This is a genomic window from Streptomyces sp. NPDC086766, assembly GCF_044746005.1.
Lineage (GTDB): Bacteria > Actinomycetota > Actinomycetes > Streptomycetales > Streptomycetaceae > Streptomyces.
In genome coordinates this window covers 114,735-132,393 of sequence record NZ_JBIVBI010000004.1, presented here as the reverse complement: position 1 = coordinate 132,393, position 17,659 = coordinate 114,735, and the positions used below count along the sequence as shown (strand labels likewise).

The window sequence follows — 17,659 nt, the reverse complement described above, 5'->3', positions numbered from 1 at the left end:
CAGACAATCAGGATATATGGGTCATGGGTGCCGGCAGCGGCGTGCGCAGCGAGGACCGGCCCGCCCGCCAGTCGGCGAGCAGACGGGCGGCGAAGCGGCCCTCCAGGTGTTCGGTCGCGTCGATGCCGAAGGCGATGTCGGCCGCCAGATGCGGCTCCTCGGCCAGCAGCCCGCCGATGACGTCGTGGCGCACCACCTGCTCGTGCACCGCGTCCGCCTCGACGTGCTCGTCGTAGAAGAACTCCGCGGCCGGTCCGGCGCCGGTGCGGCGCATCGCCTCGGCCAGCCGCCGCGAGCCGGGGGAGGAGGTGATCTCCACCGCGGCGAAGTGGCCGACCAGGGCGCCCCGCAGCGCCCGGTGCAGGCCGAACAGGGACATCATGTTCACGATGGCCAGCAGTTCCGCCGAGGCCGCGTCCAGGTGGCGGCCGTACGCCGTGTCCAGGTCCAGGTCGGTCATCAGGTCCGCGAACAGGCGGGCGTGCACCCGGTCCGGGCGGCCCCCGCCGAACTCGTCGTACTCCACCGCCGCCATCGCCGCCTTGGCCCGCCCCCACAGCCGCGGCAGCACCCAGGCGTGCGGGTCGGCCTCCTTGAGGTGGTACAGGGAGCGCTGGGCCGCGTACTCGCGCAGCTGCCACAGTTCGCCCTCGTCCCGCAGGTAGTGGGTGACTCCCGTGCCCTCGACCGGTTCGACGAGGAGCGCGGCGAGCGCGTCGTCGAGACCGGCGTGCGCGGGCGTGTCGGCGCGCAGGGCGGACAGGAAGCGCTGTTCCAACGCCGCCCGCACCCGCAGCAGGTCCGGGTCCCATTCGCGCTCCGGGGCGACGCCCGCGAACCCGCGGTAGTGCAGCTCGTAGCAGAGGTACAGGGCGAGCTGCAGGTCGTCACCGTACGGGTCCGCGCCGCCGGACTCCTCGGCGCCGGGCAGCGGCCCGCGACCGAGCAGATACGCGACGACGGCGGCGGAGACCGGGCCCCGCGCGGTAGGCAGCTCGGGTCCTCGGCGATCGTGGTTCATGGGGCTCGGGTACCCGGGAGGGGCGGGCGACACCCGCGGCGGGGTGAGACGGGGTGTGCGGCGGGCCCCGGCACTGGGTCGAGTGCCCCCGGCATGAGGTCGAGTTTTCGGCGTGGGACCGAGTCCGCCCGTGCTCGGCGCCTGGCGCCCGGCATGGGGCCGAGCGCCCGGCAGGGGCGCGTGCCCGGTGGCCGTGCGGGAGGCTGGTGCCGTCGAGGCCGGTGAGGGCCGGTCGAAGCTGGTCGAGGCCCGTCGGATCCGGTCGTGGCCGGTCGAGGCCGCGCGGGGGTTCCCGGCGCGGCCCCTCTCAGTTCGTGGCGGTCGCGACGCGCAGGGGGAGCGGGTCGGGCGGGCCGACCTCCTCGCTGCGGCGGGACATCTCCGCCCACCAGCCCGGCCCGTCCTCGATGTGCCGCAGCAGCACCCCCTCCCGGATGGCCCAGGGGCAGATGGTGACCGCCGAGATGCCGGTCAGCTTCATCGCCGTGTGCGCGACCACCGCTCCGGCCAGGCTCTGCGCGGCGCGCGGCGCGGAGATGCCCGGGAGCGCGGCGCGGGCGGCGGCGGGCAGGGCGGCCAGCCTGTCGATCGCCTCTCTGAGGTCCGCCCGGCGCAACGGCCGCTCCACGAAGGGGCCGTAACGACCGGGTGCGGCACCGCACAGCCGCCCGAGCTGCTGGAAGGTGCGCGAGGTCGCCACCGCGGTGCGCGGCCCCTCCCAGCGGATCCGGGCGGCCGCGTCCCGCAGTTGATGCCGCACCTCGCGCCGCAGAGCCTTCAGCCGCTCCGGGGACGGCGGGTCCTCGGGCGTGAGGAACTGATGGGTCAGCCGCCCCGCGCCCAGCGGCAGCGAGGCCACGAAGTCCGGCAACCGGCCACGCCCGAAGGCGACTTCGAGTGAACCGCCGCCGATGTCCAGCAGGGCGAGCGGCCCCGAGCGCCAGCCCATCCAGCGCCGCGCCCCGAGGAACGTGAGCTCGGCCTCGACCTCTCCGGGCAGCGTGCACAGCGCGACCCCGGTCCGCGTCCGGACCGCCCGCAGCACCTCCAGCCGGTTCGGCGCACCGCGCACCACGGCGGTGGCGAAGGCCAGCGGACCGGACGCGCCCCACCGGGACGCGGTCGCGCTCGCCTCGGCGACCGCCCCGACCAGCCGCTCCACGGCCTCCTCAGGGATGCGGTCCCCGGGCCTGACCTGTTCGGACAGCCGCAGGCGCCACTTCGCGGTGTGGACCGGCAACGGCACCCCGCCCTCCGCGTCCGCCACCATCAGCCGGACGGTGTTCGACCCCACATCCACCACGCTTGTCCGCATGGGCCGGTGGGTACCCAGTCCAGGGGTTTCGTACGCCGATCCGGGGCGGACGAGGCTGTCTTCGCGCCGGCGCCCCGCCCCTGTCGGGCCCCGACGGACGACTCCGGGACGGCTGCGCGCGGGTGCCCGCGGCGCCCTGACGCGCGCCGCGGGTGTCGTAGCTCCGGGTGCCGCCGCCCTACAAACCTGGCGGCAGCGCCGAGTACGGCCTCGGTGGCGCGCTCGTGGGCGGCGGACCCGGCTGGTACGAGGCGAGCGAACGGCCCATCACACCCTCGAGTTCGCGATGTATGTGCAGGGCCGCGTCACGGACTCGGGCCGGCACGTCGCCGCGCTCGGCGACCAGCCGGTGGTAGATGGGGGCGTCTTGGAACACGTTGCCTGGACCTTCCTGTCTGCGTTGTGTCTGCGGTTTCACGCCGTATGGCAGCGGGTGCCCACTGTAAGGGCAGACGCGGACATCGCAGACCGCGAACGGGAGTTGACGGGCCGCCGCCCGCACCCTCCATCACGCTTCCGCCCGGACGGCCGCCGGTGGTGTCCGCCGGGTTCCGTCGCACTGGCGGGACGGGGACGGGCGGAACCGGTTTCCGGCCGTTCGCTCACGCCAGCTGGCGTCGGACCAGTTCGTGGAGGCGTCCGCCGGTGTCGGCGAGCAGTTCGGCCGGCGCCCCCTGCTGGGCCACCTTGCCGTCCTCCATGACGATGACCCGGTCGGCGTCCAGCACCGTCGACAGACGGTGCGCGATGACGATCCGCGTCGCGTTGAGCTTGCGGGTGCTCTCGATCACCGTGCGCTGCGTGTCGTTGTCCAGGGCGCTGGTCGCCTCGTCGAAGAAGAGGATCCGCGGGCGCCGCACCAGGGCCTGGGCGATCATCAGGCGCTGCCGCTGCCCTCCGGAGACCGCCCCGCTGCCCGCGACGATGGTGTGCAGCCCCATCGGCATCCGCTTGATGTCCTCCGCGAGCCCCGCCATCTCGGCCGCCGCCATCGCCTCCTCCGGCGTGCACGGCTCGGTGCCCCGGATGACGTCCAGGATCGAGCCGTTGAACGGCTGGGCGTGCTGGAGGACCACCCCGCACTGCCGCCGCACCGCCGACTGGTCGAGGGCCGCGAGGTCCTGACCGTCGTACAGCACACCTCCGGACAGCGGGCGGTCGAAGCCGATCAGCAGCCGCAGCAGGGTGGACTTGCCGCAGCCGCTCGGGCCGACGATCGCCACGAACTCGCCCGGCCGCACCGCGAACGACACGTCGTCCAGCACCAGCGGCCCGTCGTCGGCGTACCGGAACGACAGCCGGCGCGCCTCGATCGCGCCGGACAGCGGGCCGGGCCGGGTGCTCGCCTCCCGCACCTCCGGCACCGCGTCCAGCACCGGCTTGATCTCCTCGTACAGCGGCAGCGCGGCCACGGCCGAGACGAAGGCTCCGGTCAGCTGGGTGACGGAGGTCAGCAGCATCGTCACCGAGGTGTTGAAGGTGAGGAAGGCCGCCGCCGACATCGACCCGCGCGCCGGGCCCGCGAGCAGCATGAACATCAGCAGGGTGCACACCGGCAGGTAGACCGCGCCCATCACCGTGGTGAGGTTCTTGATGCGGCCCACCTTCTGCTGCAGCTCACGGCTGCGCGCGAACTCCGACGCCCAGGCCGCGTACGCGTAGTTCTCCGCCGCCGCCACCCGGAGCTTCGGCAGCCCGCGCAGCGTCTGGAAGGCCCGGTTGTTCAGCTTGTTTCCGAGCACCACCAGCCGGCGCTGCCAGCGCACCTGCCACAACCCGAGCCCCAGGAACACGGCGGCGATGACGACGAGCATGCCGATGGCCGCCAGCGCCATCGACGCGCTGAACCAGAACAGCAGGGCCAGGTTCATCACGCCCACGGTCACCGACTGGGCGACGACCGGGCCGACGCCCGCCAGCAGACGGCGGATCGCGCTGATGCCCATGGCCGCGCTGGCCAGCTCGCCCGTGGAGCGCTCGGTGAAGAACTTCGTCGGCAGCCGCAGCAGCCGGTCCCAGACGGCCGGTTGCAGGGTGGCCTCGATCCGGCCCTCCAGCCGCAGGATGGTCAGGTTCTCCAGAAGCATGAAGGCCGCCGCCACCACACTGCTGATCATCACCGCCAGGCAGACCTGCACGATGAGCCCCTGCTGGGCCTTCGGCACGTACTGCCCCAGCACCTTCCCGGTGGCGACCGGCACCAGGGCGCCGATGGCGACCGTCACCAGGCCGCTGAGCAGGAGGTTGAGCACGTCGCTTCCGGTGCCGCGCAGGGTGAACCGCAGCAGCCCGGCCGGGGTGAGCCCGCGGTCGGGCAGCGGGCGGTAGAACATCACCGCCCGCGGCTCGAACTCCTCCGCGTTCGCCTTCTCGATCGGGGTCTCCCGGCCGGTGGCCGGATGCACCGCGACGTACCCCCCGCGCCGCCACAGCAGGGCGACCGGCGCGCCCGACAGGGCCCGGTGCCCCACCAGCGGGCCGACGTTCTCCCGCCACCAGCGGCCGTACAGGCGTACGGCACGGGTACGCACCCGGGAGGCCAGGGCGACCCGCTCGACGGGATCGAGACGGTCGCTCTCGGTGCCGCTCTGCGCGGGTTCGGCGAGGGTGATCCCGGCCGCGCGCGCGACCAGCCTGCAGGCGGCGTAGGTGGCGTCGGCGTCGGCGGCCGTGGTCCGCTGCGCCGAGGAGCGGCCGATGGACGCCAGCAGGGTCCGGTCGGCCTGCGCGCGGACCGCCTCACCGGCCTTGATGCCCTCCGCCGTCCGGTTCTCGTGGGTGCGCTCCAGCTGCTCGATCCAGCGGTCCAGAGCGGTCAGCAGCCGGTACTGCTGGTCGACCATGCTCTGCCACAGCGCCGGGTCCATCAGCAGGTCCGCGGCCGCCTCGGCGCCGTACAGCGCCCCGTACTGGACACTGCCCGGCGGCACCTGCATCCAGAAGACGTCGTCGTCGGTGGGCGCGGCCGCCCGCTCCTCGGCCATCGGCGCCTGGAACAGGACGGACAGGCTGCGGCCTACGCCGAGCGCGACGGCGTACTCCAGCGGGCTGGTCTCCGGCGGCACGTACTGCGGATTGCCGTACTCGTCGTACGACCAGGTCTGCGTGTGCGCCGGCTGGTACAGCTCGCGCAGCTCGACGCGGCGCACCACGCAGTCCCGCAGGGGGCGCGCGATCAGCGTGTGCTGCGGGCCGGCGACCGGGCCGAGCAGCAGCGAGCCCGCCTCCAGCCGGCCCAGGTGGTGCCAGTGGCCCTGCTGCACCTCGTCGACCGCGAACAGGTCCACCGCGCCGGCCGCGACCAGCCACAGCACCTGCGGGCCCTCCAGGTCGAGCCGGTTGAACCCGGCGCAGTCGACCGGCGTGCCCAGGGACCCGAGCGCGCCCAGAACCAGGTCGCCCTGGTGGCCCTCGTGAAGGGACGTCATCTCATCGCTCCCTGACCAGCGCGGCGTACGCGCCGCCGCGCGCCACCAGCTCCTCGTGCCGCCCGCGTTCGACCACCGTGCCGTGCTGGAGCACGACGATCTCGTCGCTGTCGCGCACGGTGCTGAGCCGGTGCGCGATCACCACGCAGGCGCAGCCGCGCCGCCGCAGGTTGTCCATCACCAGCTGCTCGGTCTCGGCGTCCAGGGCGCTGGTCACCTCGTCGAGCACGAGGATGCTCGGCCGGCGCACCAGCGCCCGGGCGATCTCCAGGCGCTGGCGCTGCCCGCCGGAGAAGTTGCGGCCGTCCTGCTCGACCCGGCTGTGGATGCCGCCGGGCCGTCGCACGACCACGTCGTACAGTGCCGCGTCCCTGAGCGCCTCCGTCACCGCGTCGTCCGGGATGGAGGGGTCCCACAGGGCGACGTTGTCGCGGACCGTGCCCTCGAACAGGAACACCTCCTGGTCGACGAAGGACACCGACGCCGCGAGCGCGCCGCGCGGGATGTCCTCCAGCCGCTGCCCGTCGATGCGGATCACGCCCTCCCAGGGCGCGTACAGGCCCGAGATGAGGCGGGAGACCGTGGACTTGCCGCTGCCGGAGCCGCCGACCAGGGCCACCTGCTGCCCCGGCCCCACGACCAGGTCGAACCCGGTGAGCAGCGGCTTGTCCAGGGGGCTGTAGCCGAAGGTGATGTTCTCCAGCTCCACATGGCCGTGCAGCCGGCGGGTGGACTCGCCGGTGCCCGCGCGCGCGTACAGCGGGTCCGCCTGGAAGTTCTCCACGTCCTTGAGCCGGGCCACGTCCGCCGCGAAGTCCTGGATGCGCCCGGCGACCCCGTTGAGGCGGGTGAGGGGCGCGGTGAACCGGGTCACCAGCGCCTGGAAGGCGACCAGCAGACCGACCGAGATGTGGCCCTCGACCGCGCGCATCCCGCCGATCCACAGGATCAGCGCGCTGTTGAGCGTCGCCAGGGTCGGCGCGACCACGCCCAGCCAGGCGCTCGGCACGCCGAGGCGCTGCTGCTCCTCCAGGGTGGTGGCGTGCTGCCCCGCCCACTTGCGGAAGTAGCCGTCCTCGCCGCCGGTCGCCTTCATCGTCTCGATCAACTGCAGCCCGGTGTAGGCGGTGTTGGTGAGCCGTGCGGTGTCCGCGCGCAGCTTCGCCGTCCGCGTCGCGCGCAGCCGTACGACGACCCGCATCGCCACGACGTTCAGCAGCGCGACGCCGATGCCGACCAGCGTGAGCTGCGGGTCGTAGGTGTAGAGCAGGATCGCGTACAGCACGACCACGACCGCGTCCACGCCCGCCGCCGCGAGGTCGCGGGCCAGGGTCTCGGCCACCTGGTCGTTGGACTGCAGGCGCTGCACCAGGTCGGCGGGGCTGCGCTGGGCGAAGAACGTCACCGGCAGGCGCAGCAGATGGCGCAGGAAGCGGGCGCTGGAGAGGGTGGAGGAGATGATCCGGCCGTGCAGCAGGTTCGCCTGCTGCAGCCAGGTCAGCACCACGGTGAGCAGCACGCACGCGCCCATCGACGCGAACAGCACGCCCAGCAGCGAGGTCTGGCCGCCGATCAGGAACATGTCGATGTAGGTGCGGCTGAGGGCGGGCACCGCCGCGCCGACCGCCACCAGCAGCAGGCTCGCGAGCACGGCGGCGGGCATCGTGCCCGCGGTGCCGCGCAGCCGGGCCGGCATGGCGCCGAGGACCCCGGGTCTGCGGCCGCCCTTCTCGAAGCCCGCGCCCGGCTCCATGACCAGGACGACGCCGGTGAAGCTGCTGTCGAAGTCCTCCATGGGGACGAAACGGCGGCCCTTGGCGGGGTCGTTGATGTAGACCCCGCGCCGGCCGAGCCGGCGGCCCATGCCGTCGTAGACGACGTAGTGGTTGAACTCCCAGAACAGGACCGCCGGTGCCTTCACCTCGGCGAGGGCGGCGGTGTCCATCTGCATGCCCTTGGCGGTCAGCCCGTAGCTGCGGGCCGCCTTCAGCAGGTTGCTGGCGCGCGAGCCGTCCCGCGAGACGCCGCAGGCGATGCGCAGCTCCTCCAGCGGGACATGGCGGCCGTAGTGGCCGAGCACCATCGCGAGCGAGGCGGCGCCGCACTCCACGGCCTCCATCTGGAGCACGGTGGGGGTGCGGACGGTCTTCCCCCGCCCCTTGGGGACCGGGCGGCGCTTGGGCGGGGCGGCGCGCCGGCGGCCGCGGGTTTCCTGGGCGGTGGTCACGGCAGCAGCCAATCGAGCGGACGCTGGTCGGCCAGGCGGATGGAGGCCGTGGCCAGGGTCATGGAGTCCAGCCGGTACGGGGGGCCGTCCGCGGAGGACCAGCGGTAGCCGCTCTTCGTGGCGGACGACGGGTCGAGCCGGACGAGGACGGCGACCGGACGGCCCGTCCTCGTGAACTGCTCGCCCAGCTGGGCGTCGCCGAGGAACGCGGCGATCCGCTGGGCCGACTCCGCGGTGCGGTCGACCGACTTCACATGGCCGCGCAGCACGCCGTACCGCTGTGCCGGCACCGAGGCGACGGTCAGGTCGACGGAGGCGTGGGCGGGGATGGCGGCGGCGTTCTCCGCGGGGACGTACACGGTCGCGTACAGCGGGTCCGAGGCCTGGGCGACCTTCTCGACGGCGGCGATGTTCGCGCCGGTCTGGACGATCTGGCCGATGGTGGCGGCGAGCGCGGTGACCCGGCCCGCGGCGACCGTGCGGACGACCTGGTCGCCCTGGCCCGTACGGACCTTCACCACGGGCGCGCCCGCGGGCAGCCGACTTCCCTCCTGGGCGAGGACCGCGGTGACCTGGCCGGCGACCGGGCTCTGCAGGAGGTAACTGCCCTGCCCGTGCGTGAGGATGGCCTGCGCGCCGACCGTGGAGGCCACGGATCCCGTCACGGCCCAGACGGAGGCGGCGGCCATGGCGACCAGTGCGACGGACAGCACGAGCCAACCCTGGGGCCGGGCGAGCCGCACCGGAAGGTCGAGTTCCTCCGGGGACTGGAGCTTGGCGAGGGCCTGTTGGCGGAACTGCACGGAACTTCCCTCACCTGTGGGACGTGCGGGACGGATCTTTTACGGCACCAGAGAATCCCGGAACCGGCATACGGCTCCGGGACTCAACGGCAACGAGGCGCGATCAGAGACCGGCGACCAGGTTGGTGACCGGGGCGACGTTGAGGCCGGTGACGCCCTCGACGGTGCCGATGGCCATGTTGGCCGTGCCGGAAACCGGGGCAACGCCGTCCACCAGGCCGGTGGCGGTGCCCACGGCGTTCAGGGCGAGGCCGCCGGAGACGTTGTCGAGCTCGGCGTCGGAGATCTCGACGGTCTCAACCTGGGGGGTGGAGTTCATGATGGAACTTCCCTTCGTATGGATATCTCACAAGGGGGAGCGGCCCCCTCTGGGGACAGAAGGACGGCCGCCTACGCGGGCACCGCGGGCCCGTTCCCCGAGCCCGGTGCGATTCCCGCGATGTGAGGGATCAAAGCACGCGGCGACGCGCCGCTTCCAATCAACCAGCCTTCCCACCTGGGGACTTGTTGCTTCGGCGCGGGCATCCGTGACGGCGTCGGCACGAGTTGTCGGCGACTTCTTCACACGCGGCACCGCATCGACGCGCCCGGATACTTGCGAGTACGACGGCGAATCCGGCACTCCGCGCCAAAGGCCCCGCCGGGGGCGCGCGATTGTGCAGATCCGACGGGTCCGGTGACTTCGTTGAGTATTCAATGTGCAGATTCGCTGAAGCCGGGATTCCGCACGCCGTGAACGACGGAGCGAGATCGGACGGTCACCGAGCGTGTCAGCCGAGCAGGGCGTACACCGTGCTCGCCCGTGCCGCGAGCGCACCGGCGCCCTCGTCGGTGAGCGTGATGTCCGCGAACGCCATCCGGCGGCCCAGCTTGGTCAGGACCGCTTCGATCAGGACGTCGGAGCCGGTCACCGCCCGCTGGAACGACGTCGACTGCTGCACCGTCGTCATCGGCACGTAGCCGCCGCGCGCGGCCGAGACCGCGATCACGGTCGCCGTGTCGGCGGCGGCCATCAGCGCCTGCCCGGACAGCGCCCCGCCCTCACGGGCCAGCCGCTCCGACCAGGGCAGTCGCAGGGTCGCGCGGTCCGGTCCCAACGCCTCCACGGACAGGCCGAGTTCGAGAACCCAGGGGGCGAAGTTGCCGTAGAGGATCTTGCCCGCTTCCGCGGTGGTCATCGTCATAGGGGGATTGTTCCCGGCACCGCCGGGGCCGGACACGGGAGTTGGCCGATTCGGCGTGCCGCGGGGCGGGCCGGCCGGGGGAGTTGAACGCCCCGCGTGCCCCGTGCGTACCAACAGCCATCCAGGCGCCCCGAGTCGCTGCCGAACGGCGGCACAGACCCCGTCCCCCCAGGAGGTCGAGAAGTTGAGTCACAAGCGAATTCCGAAGCGCAAGGCCGCGATAGCGGCAGGCAGCGTGGCGGCGCTCGGAGCGGCGGCCCTGCTGCTCCCGAACGCCAACGCCTCCCAGGACGGCGCGGCGGACAACGCCACCCCCAAGACGCTCAAGGCGACGGACGCCTCGGACCTCGCCGCGAAGCTCTCCCAGGCACTCGGCGGCGCCTTCGCCGGCTCCTACTACGACAGCGCCAAGCAGCAGCTCGTCGTCAACGTGGTGGGCGGCGACAACAACAACCTGGTCGTCCAGGCCAAGAAGGCCGGCGCGGCCGTCCGTCAGGTCGAGAACAGCACGGCCGAACTGAAGTCCGCCGCGCGGACGCTGCGGACGAAGGCCACCATCCCCGGCACGGCCTGGGCCGTCGACCCGCGGACCAACAAGGTCGTGGTCACCGCAGACAGCACCGTCACCGGCGCCAAGTGGGACAGACTCCAGTCCACCGTCCAGGGCCTCGGTTCCGGGACGGCGACCCTGAAGAAGTCCGCCGGGACCTTCAAGACCTTCGTCTCGGGCGGCGACGCCATCTTCGCCCAGACGCAGGGCGGCGGGGTCCGCTGCTCCCTCGGCTTCAACGTCACCGCGAGCGACGGCAGTCCCGCGTTCCTGACGGCCGGTCACTGCGGCGTCGCGGCCAAGCAGTGGTCCGACTCCCAGAACGGTCAGCCGATCGCCACGGTGGACCAGGCCACCTTCCCCGGCAGCGACTTCTCCCTCGTGAAGTACGACGACCCGAACACTCAGGCGCCCAGCGAGGTCAACGCGGGCAACGGCCAGACCGTGCAGATCAAGCAGGCCGCCGACGCCACCGTCGGCGCCACCGTCTTCCGGATGGGCAGCACCACCGGCCTGCACAACGGCACGGTCACCGGTCTCGACGCCACCGTCAACTTCCAGAGCGAGACCAACCCCGGCGGCGTCGACACCGTCAACGGCCTCATCCAGACCAACGTCTGCGCGGAGGCCGGCGACAGCGGCGGCTCCCTGTTCACCCAGGACGGCAGCGCGGTCGGCCTCACCTCGGGCGGCAGCGGCGACTGCACCGCGGGTGGCGAGACCTTCTTCCAGCCGGTCACCGCCGCCCTCCAGGCGACGGGCGCGACGCTCGGCGCGGGCAACGGCGCGGGCGCGGGCGGCCAGGCCGGCGGAGGCCAGCAGGCGGGCGGTGGCCAGCAGGCCGGCGGAGACCAGTCCGGAACGGCCGCCCCGGGCGACCAGTCGGGCACGGCCGCCCCCGGTGACCAGTCGGGGACGGCCGCCCCCGGTGACCAGTCGGGCACGGCGAACCCCGGCGACCAGTCCGGGGCGGCGAACCCCGGTGACCAGTCGGGCGCGGTGAACCCGGGCGACCAGTCCGGCGCCGGCGACGGCTCCGGGATCGCCCAGAGCCAGTGACCGGCCGCCCGGCCCGCTGATCGCCGGGCGGGCCGCCCCGGCGCCACGCACCCCCCACAGGCCACTGACCGGCCTGCCCAGCGGTTCCGGTCGGCCAGTGGACCGGTCCGGCCCTCCGGCGGGAGGGTCGGACCGCTCGCGTGTCACCGCCGTTGCCCGCCGTCCGCCGCTGATCCCCGCCCCAGTGGTCCGCCCCTGCCGCGGCAGCCCCCCGGCGGTCACCCCGCGCGCGCCCGCAGCAGCAGCAGCGCCACGTCGTCGATCCGCTCCCGCTCCGGGGCGCCGTGCGAGACCAGGAGATCGGCCAGCTCGTCCAGTGGCGCGTCCCCGGCCTCGGCGAGCCGCTGCCCCAGTTCCACGAGCGAGTCCTCGATGTCGGTGTCCGGCGACTCGACCAGCCCGTCGGTGTAGAGGGCGAGCACCGAGCCGGGGGCGAAGTCGACCAGCGTCGTCGGATACGTGGCCGACGCGTCGATGCCCAGCAGCGGGCCCACCGCCAGGTCCAGCACGCGCACCCGGCCGTCCGGCCGCCGGATCAGTGGTGGGGGATGCCCCGCGCGGGACATCACGGCGCAGCCGTTCACCGGATCGAGCCGCAGGTACAGGCAGCTGGCGAACAGTTCCACGCCGAGGTCGATCAGCAGCCGGTTGGTGCTGCGCATGACCTCCTGCGGTTCCTGCCCCACCGTCGTGTACGCCCGCACCGCGGTGCGGATCTGTCCCATCAGCCCGGCCGCGGTCACGTTGTGCCCCTGGACGTCCCCGATCACGGCGGCCGCCAGCGGCTGCCTCGGCACCAGGTCGTAGAAGTCGCCGCCGATGTCCATGCCTTGCGTCGCGGGCAGATAGCGCGCGGCCGCCTCGATGCCCGGCAGCCGCGGCAGCGAGTGGGGCAGCAGCGCCTGCTGCAGACCGTGCGCCAGCCGGTGCTTGGCGTCGTACAGCCGGGCCCGCTCCAGCGCCTGCGCGATCAGCCCGCCCAGGCTCGTCAGCACGGCCCGCTCGTCCGCCGGGAACGGATGCGGCTCGGCGTACGCGAGCACACAGGTGCCCACCGGGCGGCCCGAGGCGATGAGCGGCAGGTAGGCCCAGGCCTCGAAGCCGTCCGGCGTCGCGTGCCGTGCCGGATACAGCCGCTCCAGCTGCTGCAGGGAGTCGAAGAAAGCGGGCACCCCGGTACTCAGCACGTGCGCGCCCGGTGTCGGCGCGGTCAGCGGCATGCCGTGGAACCGTTCCACGGTGTGCGGATCCTCGTACCCGCGGTGCCCCAGCACGTGCAGCCGCCCGGACTGCGAACCGAGGACCACCAGGGCCTGGCTGCCGACCGCCGGGGCGATCTCGTCCGCGACGAGCTGGACCACGTCCTGCACCCCGACCGCCTCGGTCAGCGCCCCCGCCAGGCTCAGCACGTGCGAGATGGTCACCAGGGTGGAGGGCCCGTCGCCGGGCTCGGGCGCGGACCGGCCCATCTCCGCCACCGCCCGGGCCCGGCTGATCCGCACGCTCAGGCCCGTGGTGCTCGGATACAGCCGGAACGACAGCCAGTCGCCGGGCGGGCGCAGCGCCACGAAGGAGGTGACGTGCTGGCTGATCAGGGCGGCCCGGTAACGGTCCTCGTACATCGGGTCGTTCAGCCACGGCACCGACGTCCACAGCCGGGTGCCGAGCAGTTCCCGGGTGGGCAGGCCGAGCAGGTCGGCGGCCGCCGCGTTCACGTAGGAGATCCGGCCGTGCAGATCGAGCGAGGCGAGACCGTAGGGCAGCCGCGCCACCATGCGCGCCGCCTCCATCGTGCCGAGCGTCCCGGCCGCCCCGCCCGCCGGGGGCGCGGCGAGCAGATCGGGCTCCGGGCCCACCGGGCGCCGCTCCGTGGCGGCCCGCTCCAGCCGCAGCGCCAGCCGGTCGCAGGCGGCGGTCAGATGCTCGCGCTCCCAGTCGGACAGCACGGGAGGGTGCGATGCCGGCCAGGTCACGTAGGCGGCGCCGTACACGGTGGTCCGCGTGGCCACCGGCAGGGCGGCGAGCGCGAACGGGTAGGGCAGGACCACCGCGATCCGCGGATAGCGCCGGGCCATCTCCTCCTCGCCGCCGACCCAGACCAGCCGCCGCTCGCGCACCGCCTGGGCGACCGGGATCGGGGCGCTCAGCCCCACCCGCTCCCAGGGCGCGGCGAACGCCCGCGGCATTCCCCCCGCCACCGCCATCTCCAGCACCGGCTGGTCCGGCGACAGCAGGTACACGGCGCCGGAGTGCGCGTGGACCTCGTCCAGCATGGAGGCCAGGGCCAGGGAGAGCAGTGGCCGGTCGGCTCCGCGGCCACCGGCCGCCGGTCCCTGTCCGGGCGTCCGGCCGTGGGACACGCCGACCACCTCCTCGCACGGCCGCGCGACGGATCCCCGGATCAAGGCTGCCCCGGTGCGGTGTCCGGCGCACGGCGAGCGGTCCCGCACCGGTTGCGTACCGGACGGAATGGTTCCGGCGTGGCGCGCAGAAGTATCCGCGGCACGGTCAGGGCGCCCGGGTACCCCCGCGCCCCCGCCTCATGCCCCCATGGCGTTACCGAGGAAACCGTGCACGGCGAGCTGAAAGGGGCGGCAGTGATCCGGGTACTTCTGGTGCACGACGCGTGTCTGGTCAGATCGGTGCTGGCGGAGTGGCTCCGAAGAGAGCCCGGCCCCGGGGTGTACGACACCCCGTGGCGGACCGCGCCGGGGCGGGTGCGCACCGTGCGGCCGGACGTCTGCGCGGTCGACCTCGACTGCTCCGACACCTACGGGCTGCCCCCGCTGGGCGAGCTGTGCCCGCGCGGACCGGGCGCGCCGCCGCGATTACTCGTGCTGGCCACGGCCGACCGCCCCGGTCTGCTGAAGCGCGCCATCGAGGCGGGAACCCTCGGCTACGTCGACGAGGCGAGTTCGCCGGACCGGCTGGTGCGCGGCATACGGCACGTTGCCGCGGGGGAACGTTTCGTCGACGACTCCCTGGGCTTCGGCTTCCTCAAGGTCGCCGAGATGCCCCTCACCAGACGCGAGCTGAGCGTGCTGTCACTGGCCGCCGAGGGCGCCTCCGTCGCGGAGATCGCGGGCAGCCTGCACCTGTCCCACGGGACCGTGCGCAACTACGTCCGTCGGCGCCGAGCGACGTCAGATTCAGCCAGTCGCCGATCCGTGCCGCCTCCCACCCCTCGGGCACCGCGCGCCGGGCCGCGGCGTACTGCGGTGCCGCCTCCGGCGCTCCCGCCGACAGCCGGTCGGGCGCGTCGTAGAAGTGCCGGTCGGCGAGCGCGTACACCTCGTAGCGCTGGTCCATGACGGTCCCCCTCCCTGATCGGCACCGAGCCTTCCAGCCGGGCCGGCCGGGCCGACAGTCACGCCTGTCACGAGACCACCGTGCGGAACGCACGGGTCAAGAAATGTTCGGCCGGTTTCGAGCGGCGTCTCCTCGGCATGTCCACAGAACCGTCACAGGGGCTGCGCGGGCCGCCGATACGCGCTGTAATGGCCAACGTGGTCAGTGAGGGCGCTACGACACGCAGAACGCGAAGTCCGCGGGTCGAACTTGCGCTTAAAACGATCACAGCCGATCCCGCCTCCCGCGACCGGCTGCGCCGTGTCCTGGAGCAGGCCCTGGTCTTCACCGGCTCCGCGTTCGCTGCCGTCTACGCCTTCGGCGGCGACGAGGGCGAGCTGCTGTGCCTGACCGAGTCCGCCGGCGTGCCGCGGAGCCTGTACGGGCTGCGCGACTCCTACCCCCTGGAGGGCCGGTCCCCGGCGGCCGAGGCCCGCCGGACCGGGCGGCCCGTGTGGCTCGGCCCCGAGGAACTCGCCGAGTGCGCCGACGCGCGGCGGATGCCGGCCGGGGACGTCTTCCTGGCGGTGCTGCCCCTGCGCGAGCAGGGCAGCGGCATCCTGCTGGCCGTCACCGAGAGCCCCGGCGGCTTCGACTCCGAGGACCGCGCGTGCCTGGAGCTGATCGCCGAGGCCGTCGCCTGCCCGTCCCCCGTCGAGGCCGCCCGCGCCGGGGAGCTCCCGGCCGGCGCGTTCAGCCTGGCGATGGACTCCGGCCGGGTCGAGGTCGGCGACGACATCCTCGCCCTGTTCGGGATCGGCCGCACCGACTTCGACGGCAAGGTCGAGACACTGCTGGCGCTCACCGTGCCCGAGGACCTGCCCTCCCTGATGTCCGTCGTCGAGGCGGACCACATGTCGATCGGCGAGCGGGAGCTGGAGTTCCGCATCCTGCAGCCCACCGGCCCGCCGAAGTGGCTGCGGCTGCGCGGCCGGCTGCTGGCCGGGGGAGAGGGCCGCCCGGCCCGCCTGGTGGGCACCGTCGCCGACGCCTCCACCCTGCGCCCCGGGGTCACCGACGTGGCCCGTGTCCAGCGGCTCGCCGCCGCCCTGGCCACCGCCGGCACGGTGAAGGACGTCAGCCAGGCCGTGGTCTCCGCGCTGCGCAAGCCGCTGCAGGCCGACCGGATCGCCCTGGCCGAGCTGGAGAACGACCGGCTCGTCGTCACCGTCCTCGACCCGCCCGAACCGGAGTCCTGGCCGGAGCTGTGGCGCCTGGAGTGGCGCACCGAGTGGCCCGACGCGCCGGTGCGCGCCATGCCCACCCTCGCCTCCGCCCTGCGGGAGGGCCGCGCACAGATCTGGCCCGCCGGCACCGAACTGGAGCCCGCCCTCGCCGACGTCGGCCCCGGCGGCCTGGCCGTGCTGCCGCTGCCCGGCGGCAGCCGGATGGTCGGCGCCTGCCTGATCGGCTGGGACGCCCCGCACGAGTTCGGCCCCGACGAGCGGGCCCTGCTGACCGCCTCGGCGACCCTGGCCGGCCAGGCCCTGATGCGGGCCCACGCCTTCGACGCCGAGCACGAACTGGTCGGCATGCTGCAGCGCACCCTGCTGCCGCGCCGGCTGCCCAGGCTGCCCGGCGCGGAGGCGGTGGCCCGCTATCTGCCCGCCACGGCCGGCCTGGAGGTCGGCGGCGACTGGTACGACGTCATCCCGCTGGCCGACAACCACGTCGCCCTCGTCATCGGCGACGTGCAAGGCCACAGCACCGGAGCCGCCACGCTGATGGGCCAGATGCGCACCGCGCTGCGCGCCTACGCCGCCGAGGGCCATCCCCCGGACGTGGTGGTCTCGCACGCCAACCGCCTCCTGCTGGAGATGGAGACGGACCTGTTCGCCACCTGCGCCTACGTCGACGTCGACATGGAGGCGGGCTCCGCCTGGTGCGTCCGCGCCGGCCATCTGCCCCCCGTGCTGCGCCACCCCGACGGCGGCGTGGAGGTCCTGGAGTCGGAGGGCGGCCCCCCGCTCGGGGTCGTGACGCAGGCCGACTTCCCGATGACCCCGCTGCGGCTCCAGCCCGGCACCGTGCTCGCGCTGACCACGGACGGCCTGGTGGAGGCCGCCGGTACCGACATCGACGACGGCGTGGACCGCCTCGCCCACGGCCTCGCCGCCTCCGACCCCGCCCACCTCGGCCTGATGGCCGACGCCCTGCTCTGGAACGCCGGCCGCAACGACGACATCGCGCTCCTGCTCATGCGCTACGACGGCCTGGCCGTGCGCCCGCTGCGGGAGAGCTGGACGGTGTGGCGGGTGCCCGAGGCGGTCCGCCACGCCCGCCGCTTCACCCGGCGCACCCTGCGCGCCTGGGGGGTCACCGAGGAGATCGACTCCGTGCTCCTCGTCGTCTCCGAACTCGTCACCAACGCCCTCGTGCACACCGACGGCCAGGTCCGCATGGACCTCAGCCTGGTCAACCACCGGCTGCGCATCGCCGTCGCCGACGGTTCGCCCCGCTCCCCGGTCAAGCCGACCAGCATCGGTTGGGAGGCCACCGGCGGCCGCGGCATCCTCCTCGTCGAGGCCGTGTCCGCGGCCTGGGGGACGCTGCCGGCCAGCGGGGGCAAACAGGTGTGGAGCGAACTCGTGCTGGGGGAGTGAGACGTCCCCCGGGCCGGGAGGAGAGAGGGCCGGTGGCGCCCCGCGTCCCGCCACACGGGTGCGCCGACCACCGGCCCCGGCAGGTCGCGGCCGCCCCCCGCCCCCGGGGTGCTTAGGGTCC

The 17,659-nt window shown here is 73.7% G+C and carries 10 protein-coding genes and 2 pseudogenes; 3 read left to right on the top strand and 9 right to left on the bottom strand.

Features of this window, described 5'->3' with window-relative positions:
- Positions 1-7 precede the first annotated feature (7 nt).
- The 7 genes from ACIPM1_RS09050 to ACIPM1_RS09020 all read right to left on the bottom strand — a co-directional run bounded on the left by ACIPM1_RS09050 (position 8) and on the right by ACIPM1_RS09020 (position 9,978).
- Positions 8-1,021 (bottom strand): iron-containing redox enzyme family protein, encoded by a 1,014-nt coding sequence (locus tag ACIPM1_RS09050; RefSeq protein WP_402431015.1) that lies wholly within the window; start codon positions 1,019-1,021, stop codon positions 8-10.
- 307 nt (positions 1,022-1,328) lie between these two features.
- The gene (locus tag ACIPM1_RS09045) at positions 1,329-2,336 is read right to left on the bottom strand and encodes a Ppx/GppA family phosphatase (RefSeq protein WP_402431012.1); all 1,008 of its coding nucleotides are present in this window, start codon (positions 2,334-2,336) and stop codon (positions 1,329-1,331) included.
- Between the two features lie 602 nt (positions 2,337-2,938).
- Positions 2,939-5,764 (bottom strand): NHLP bacteriocin export ABC transporter permease/ATPase subunit, encoded by a 2,826-nt coding sequence (locus ACIPM1_RS09040; protein WP_402431009.1) that lies wholly within the window; start codon positions 5,762-5,764, stop codon positions 2,939-2,941.
- A gap of 1 nt (position 5,765) precedes the next feature.
- Positions 5,766-7,991 carry an NHLP family bacteriocin export ABC transporter peptidase/permease/ATPase subunit gene (locus ACIPM1_RS09035; RefSeq protein ID WP_402431006.1) on the bottom strand — a complete coding sequence of 742 codons (2,226 nt, stop codon included), beginning with the start codon at positions 7,989-7,991 and terminating at the stop codon, positions 5,766-5,768.
- A complete protein-coding gene (locus ACIPM1_RS09030) occupies positions 7,988-8,794 on the bottom strand; it encodes an HlyD family efflux transporter periplasmic adaptor subunit (RefSeq protein ID WP_402431003.1) in 807 nt (268 codons plus the stop codon). The genes ACIPM1_RS09035 and ACIPM1_RS09030 overlap by 4 nt, the downstream gene beginning before the upstream one ends.
- Before the next feature lie 103 nt (positions 8,795-8,897).
- Positions 8,898-9,113 carry a type A2 lantipeptide gene (locus tag ACIPM1_RS09025; protein ID WP_356182152.1) on the bottom strand — a complete coding sequence of 72 codons (216 nt, stop codon included), beginning with the start codon at positions 9,111-9,113 and terminating at the stop codon, positions 8,898-8,900.
- 451 nt (positions 9,114-9,564) lie between these two features.
- A complete protein-coding gene (locus ACIPM1_RS09020) occupies positions 9,565-9,978 on the bottom strand; it encodes a PaaI family thioesterase (RefSeq protein WP_402431000.1) in 414 nt (137 codons plus the stop codon).
- A gap of 184 nt (positions 9,979-10,162) precedes the next feature.
- Between ACIPM1_RS09020 and ACIPM1_RS09015 the strand changes: the two genes are divergently transcribed.
- Positions 10,163-11,587, top strand: a complete 1,425-nt coding sequence (locus tag ACIPM1_RS09015) for a S1 family peptidase (RefSeq protein WP_402430997.1) — start codon at positions 10,163-10,165, stop codon at positions 11,585-11,587.
- A gap of 218 nt (positions 11,588-11,805) precedes the next feature.
- On the opposite strand, the gene ACIPM1_RS09010 is transcribed toward ACIPM1_RS09015, so the two are convergent.
- Positions 11,806-13,956, bottom strand: a complete 2,151-nt coding sequence (locus ACIPM1_RS09010) for a SpoIIE family protein phosphatase (RefSeq protein WP_402431838.1) — start codon at positions 13,954-13,956, stop codon at positions 11,806-11,808.
- 228 nt (positions 13,957-14,184) lie between these two features.
- On the opposite strand from ACIPM1_RS09010, the pseudogene ACIPM1_RS09005 reads away from it, so the two are divergent.
- Positions 14,185-14,712, top strand: a pseudogene (locus ACIPM1_RS09005) (LuxR C-terminal-related transcriptional regulator); the annotation flags it as partial.
- On the opposite strand, the pseudogene ACIPM1_RS09000 reads toward ACIPM1_RS09005, so the two are convergent.
- Positions 14,708-14,896: pseudogene (locus ACIPM1_RS09000) on the bottom strand (hypothetical protein); the annotation flags it as partial. The pseudogenes ACIPM1_RS09005 and ACIPM1_RS09000 overlap by 5 nt on opposite strands.
- A 188-nt stretch (positions 14,897-15,084) precedes the next feature.
- Here ACIPM1_RS09000 and ACIPM1_RS08995 point away from each other — a divergent pair.
- Positions 15,085-17,538, top strand: coding sequence for a SpoIIE family protein phosphatase (locus tag ACIPM1_RS08995; protein WP_402430994.1), 2,454 nt, complete (start codon positions 15,085-15,087; stop codon positions 17,536-17,538).
- Positions 17,539-17,659: the final 121 nt, after the last annotated feature.

Excerpts from the sequence above, each read along its gene's own strand:
- ACIPM1_RS09050 (WP_402431015.1), bottom strand. The coding sequence starts at position 1,021 with ATGAACCACGATCGCCGAGGACCCGAGCTGCCTACCGCGCGGGGCCCG.
- ACIPM1_RS09045 (WP_402431012.1), bottom strand. The coding sequence starts at position 2,336 with ATGCGGACAAGCGTGGTGGATGTGGGGTCGAACACCGTCCGGCTGATG.
- ACIPM1_RS09040 (WP_402431009.1), bottom strand. The coding sequence starts at position 5,764 with ATGACGTCCCTTCACGAGGGCCACCAGGGCGACCTGGTTCTGGGCGCG.
- ACIPM1_RS09025 (WP_356182152.1), bottom strand. The coding sequence starts at position 9,113 with ATGAACTCCACCCCCCAGGTTGAGACCGTCGAGATCTCCGACGCCGAG.
- ACIPM1_RS09020 (WP_402431000.1), bottom strand. The coding sequence starts at position 9,978 with ATGACGATGACCACCGCGGAAGCGGGCAAGATCCTCTACGGCAACTTC.
- ACIPM1_RS08995 (WP_402430994.1), top strand. The coding sequence starts at position 15,085 with ATGGCCAACGTGGTCAGTGAGGGCGCTACGACACGCAGAACGCGAAGT.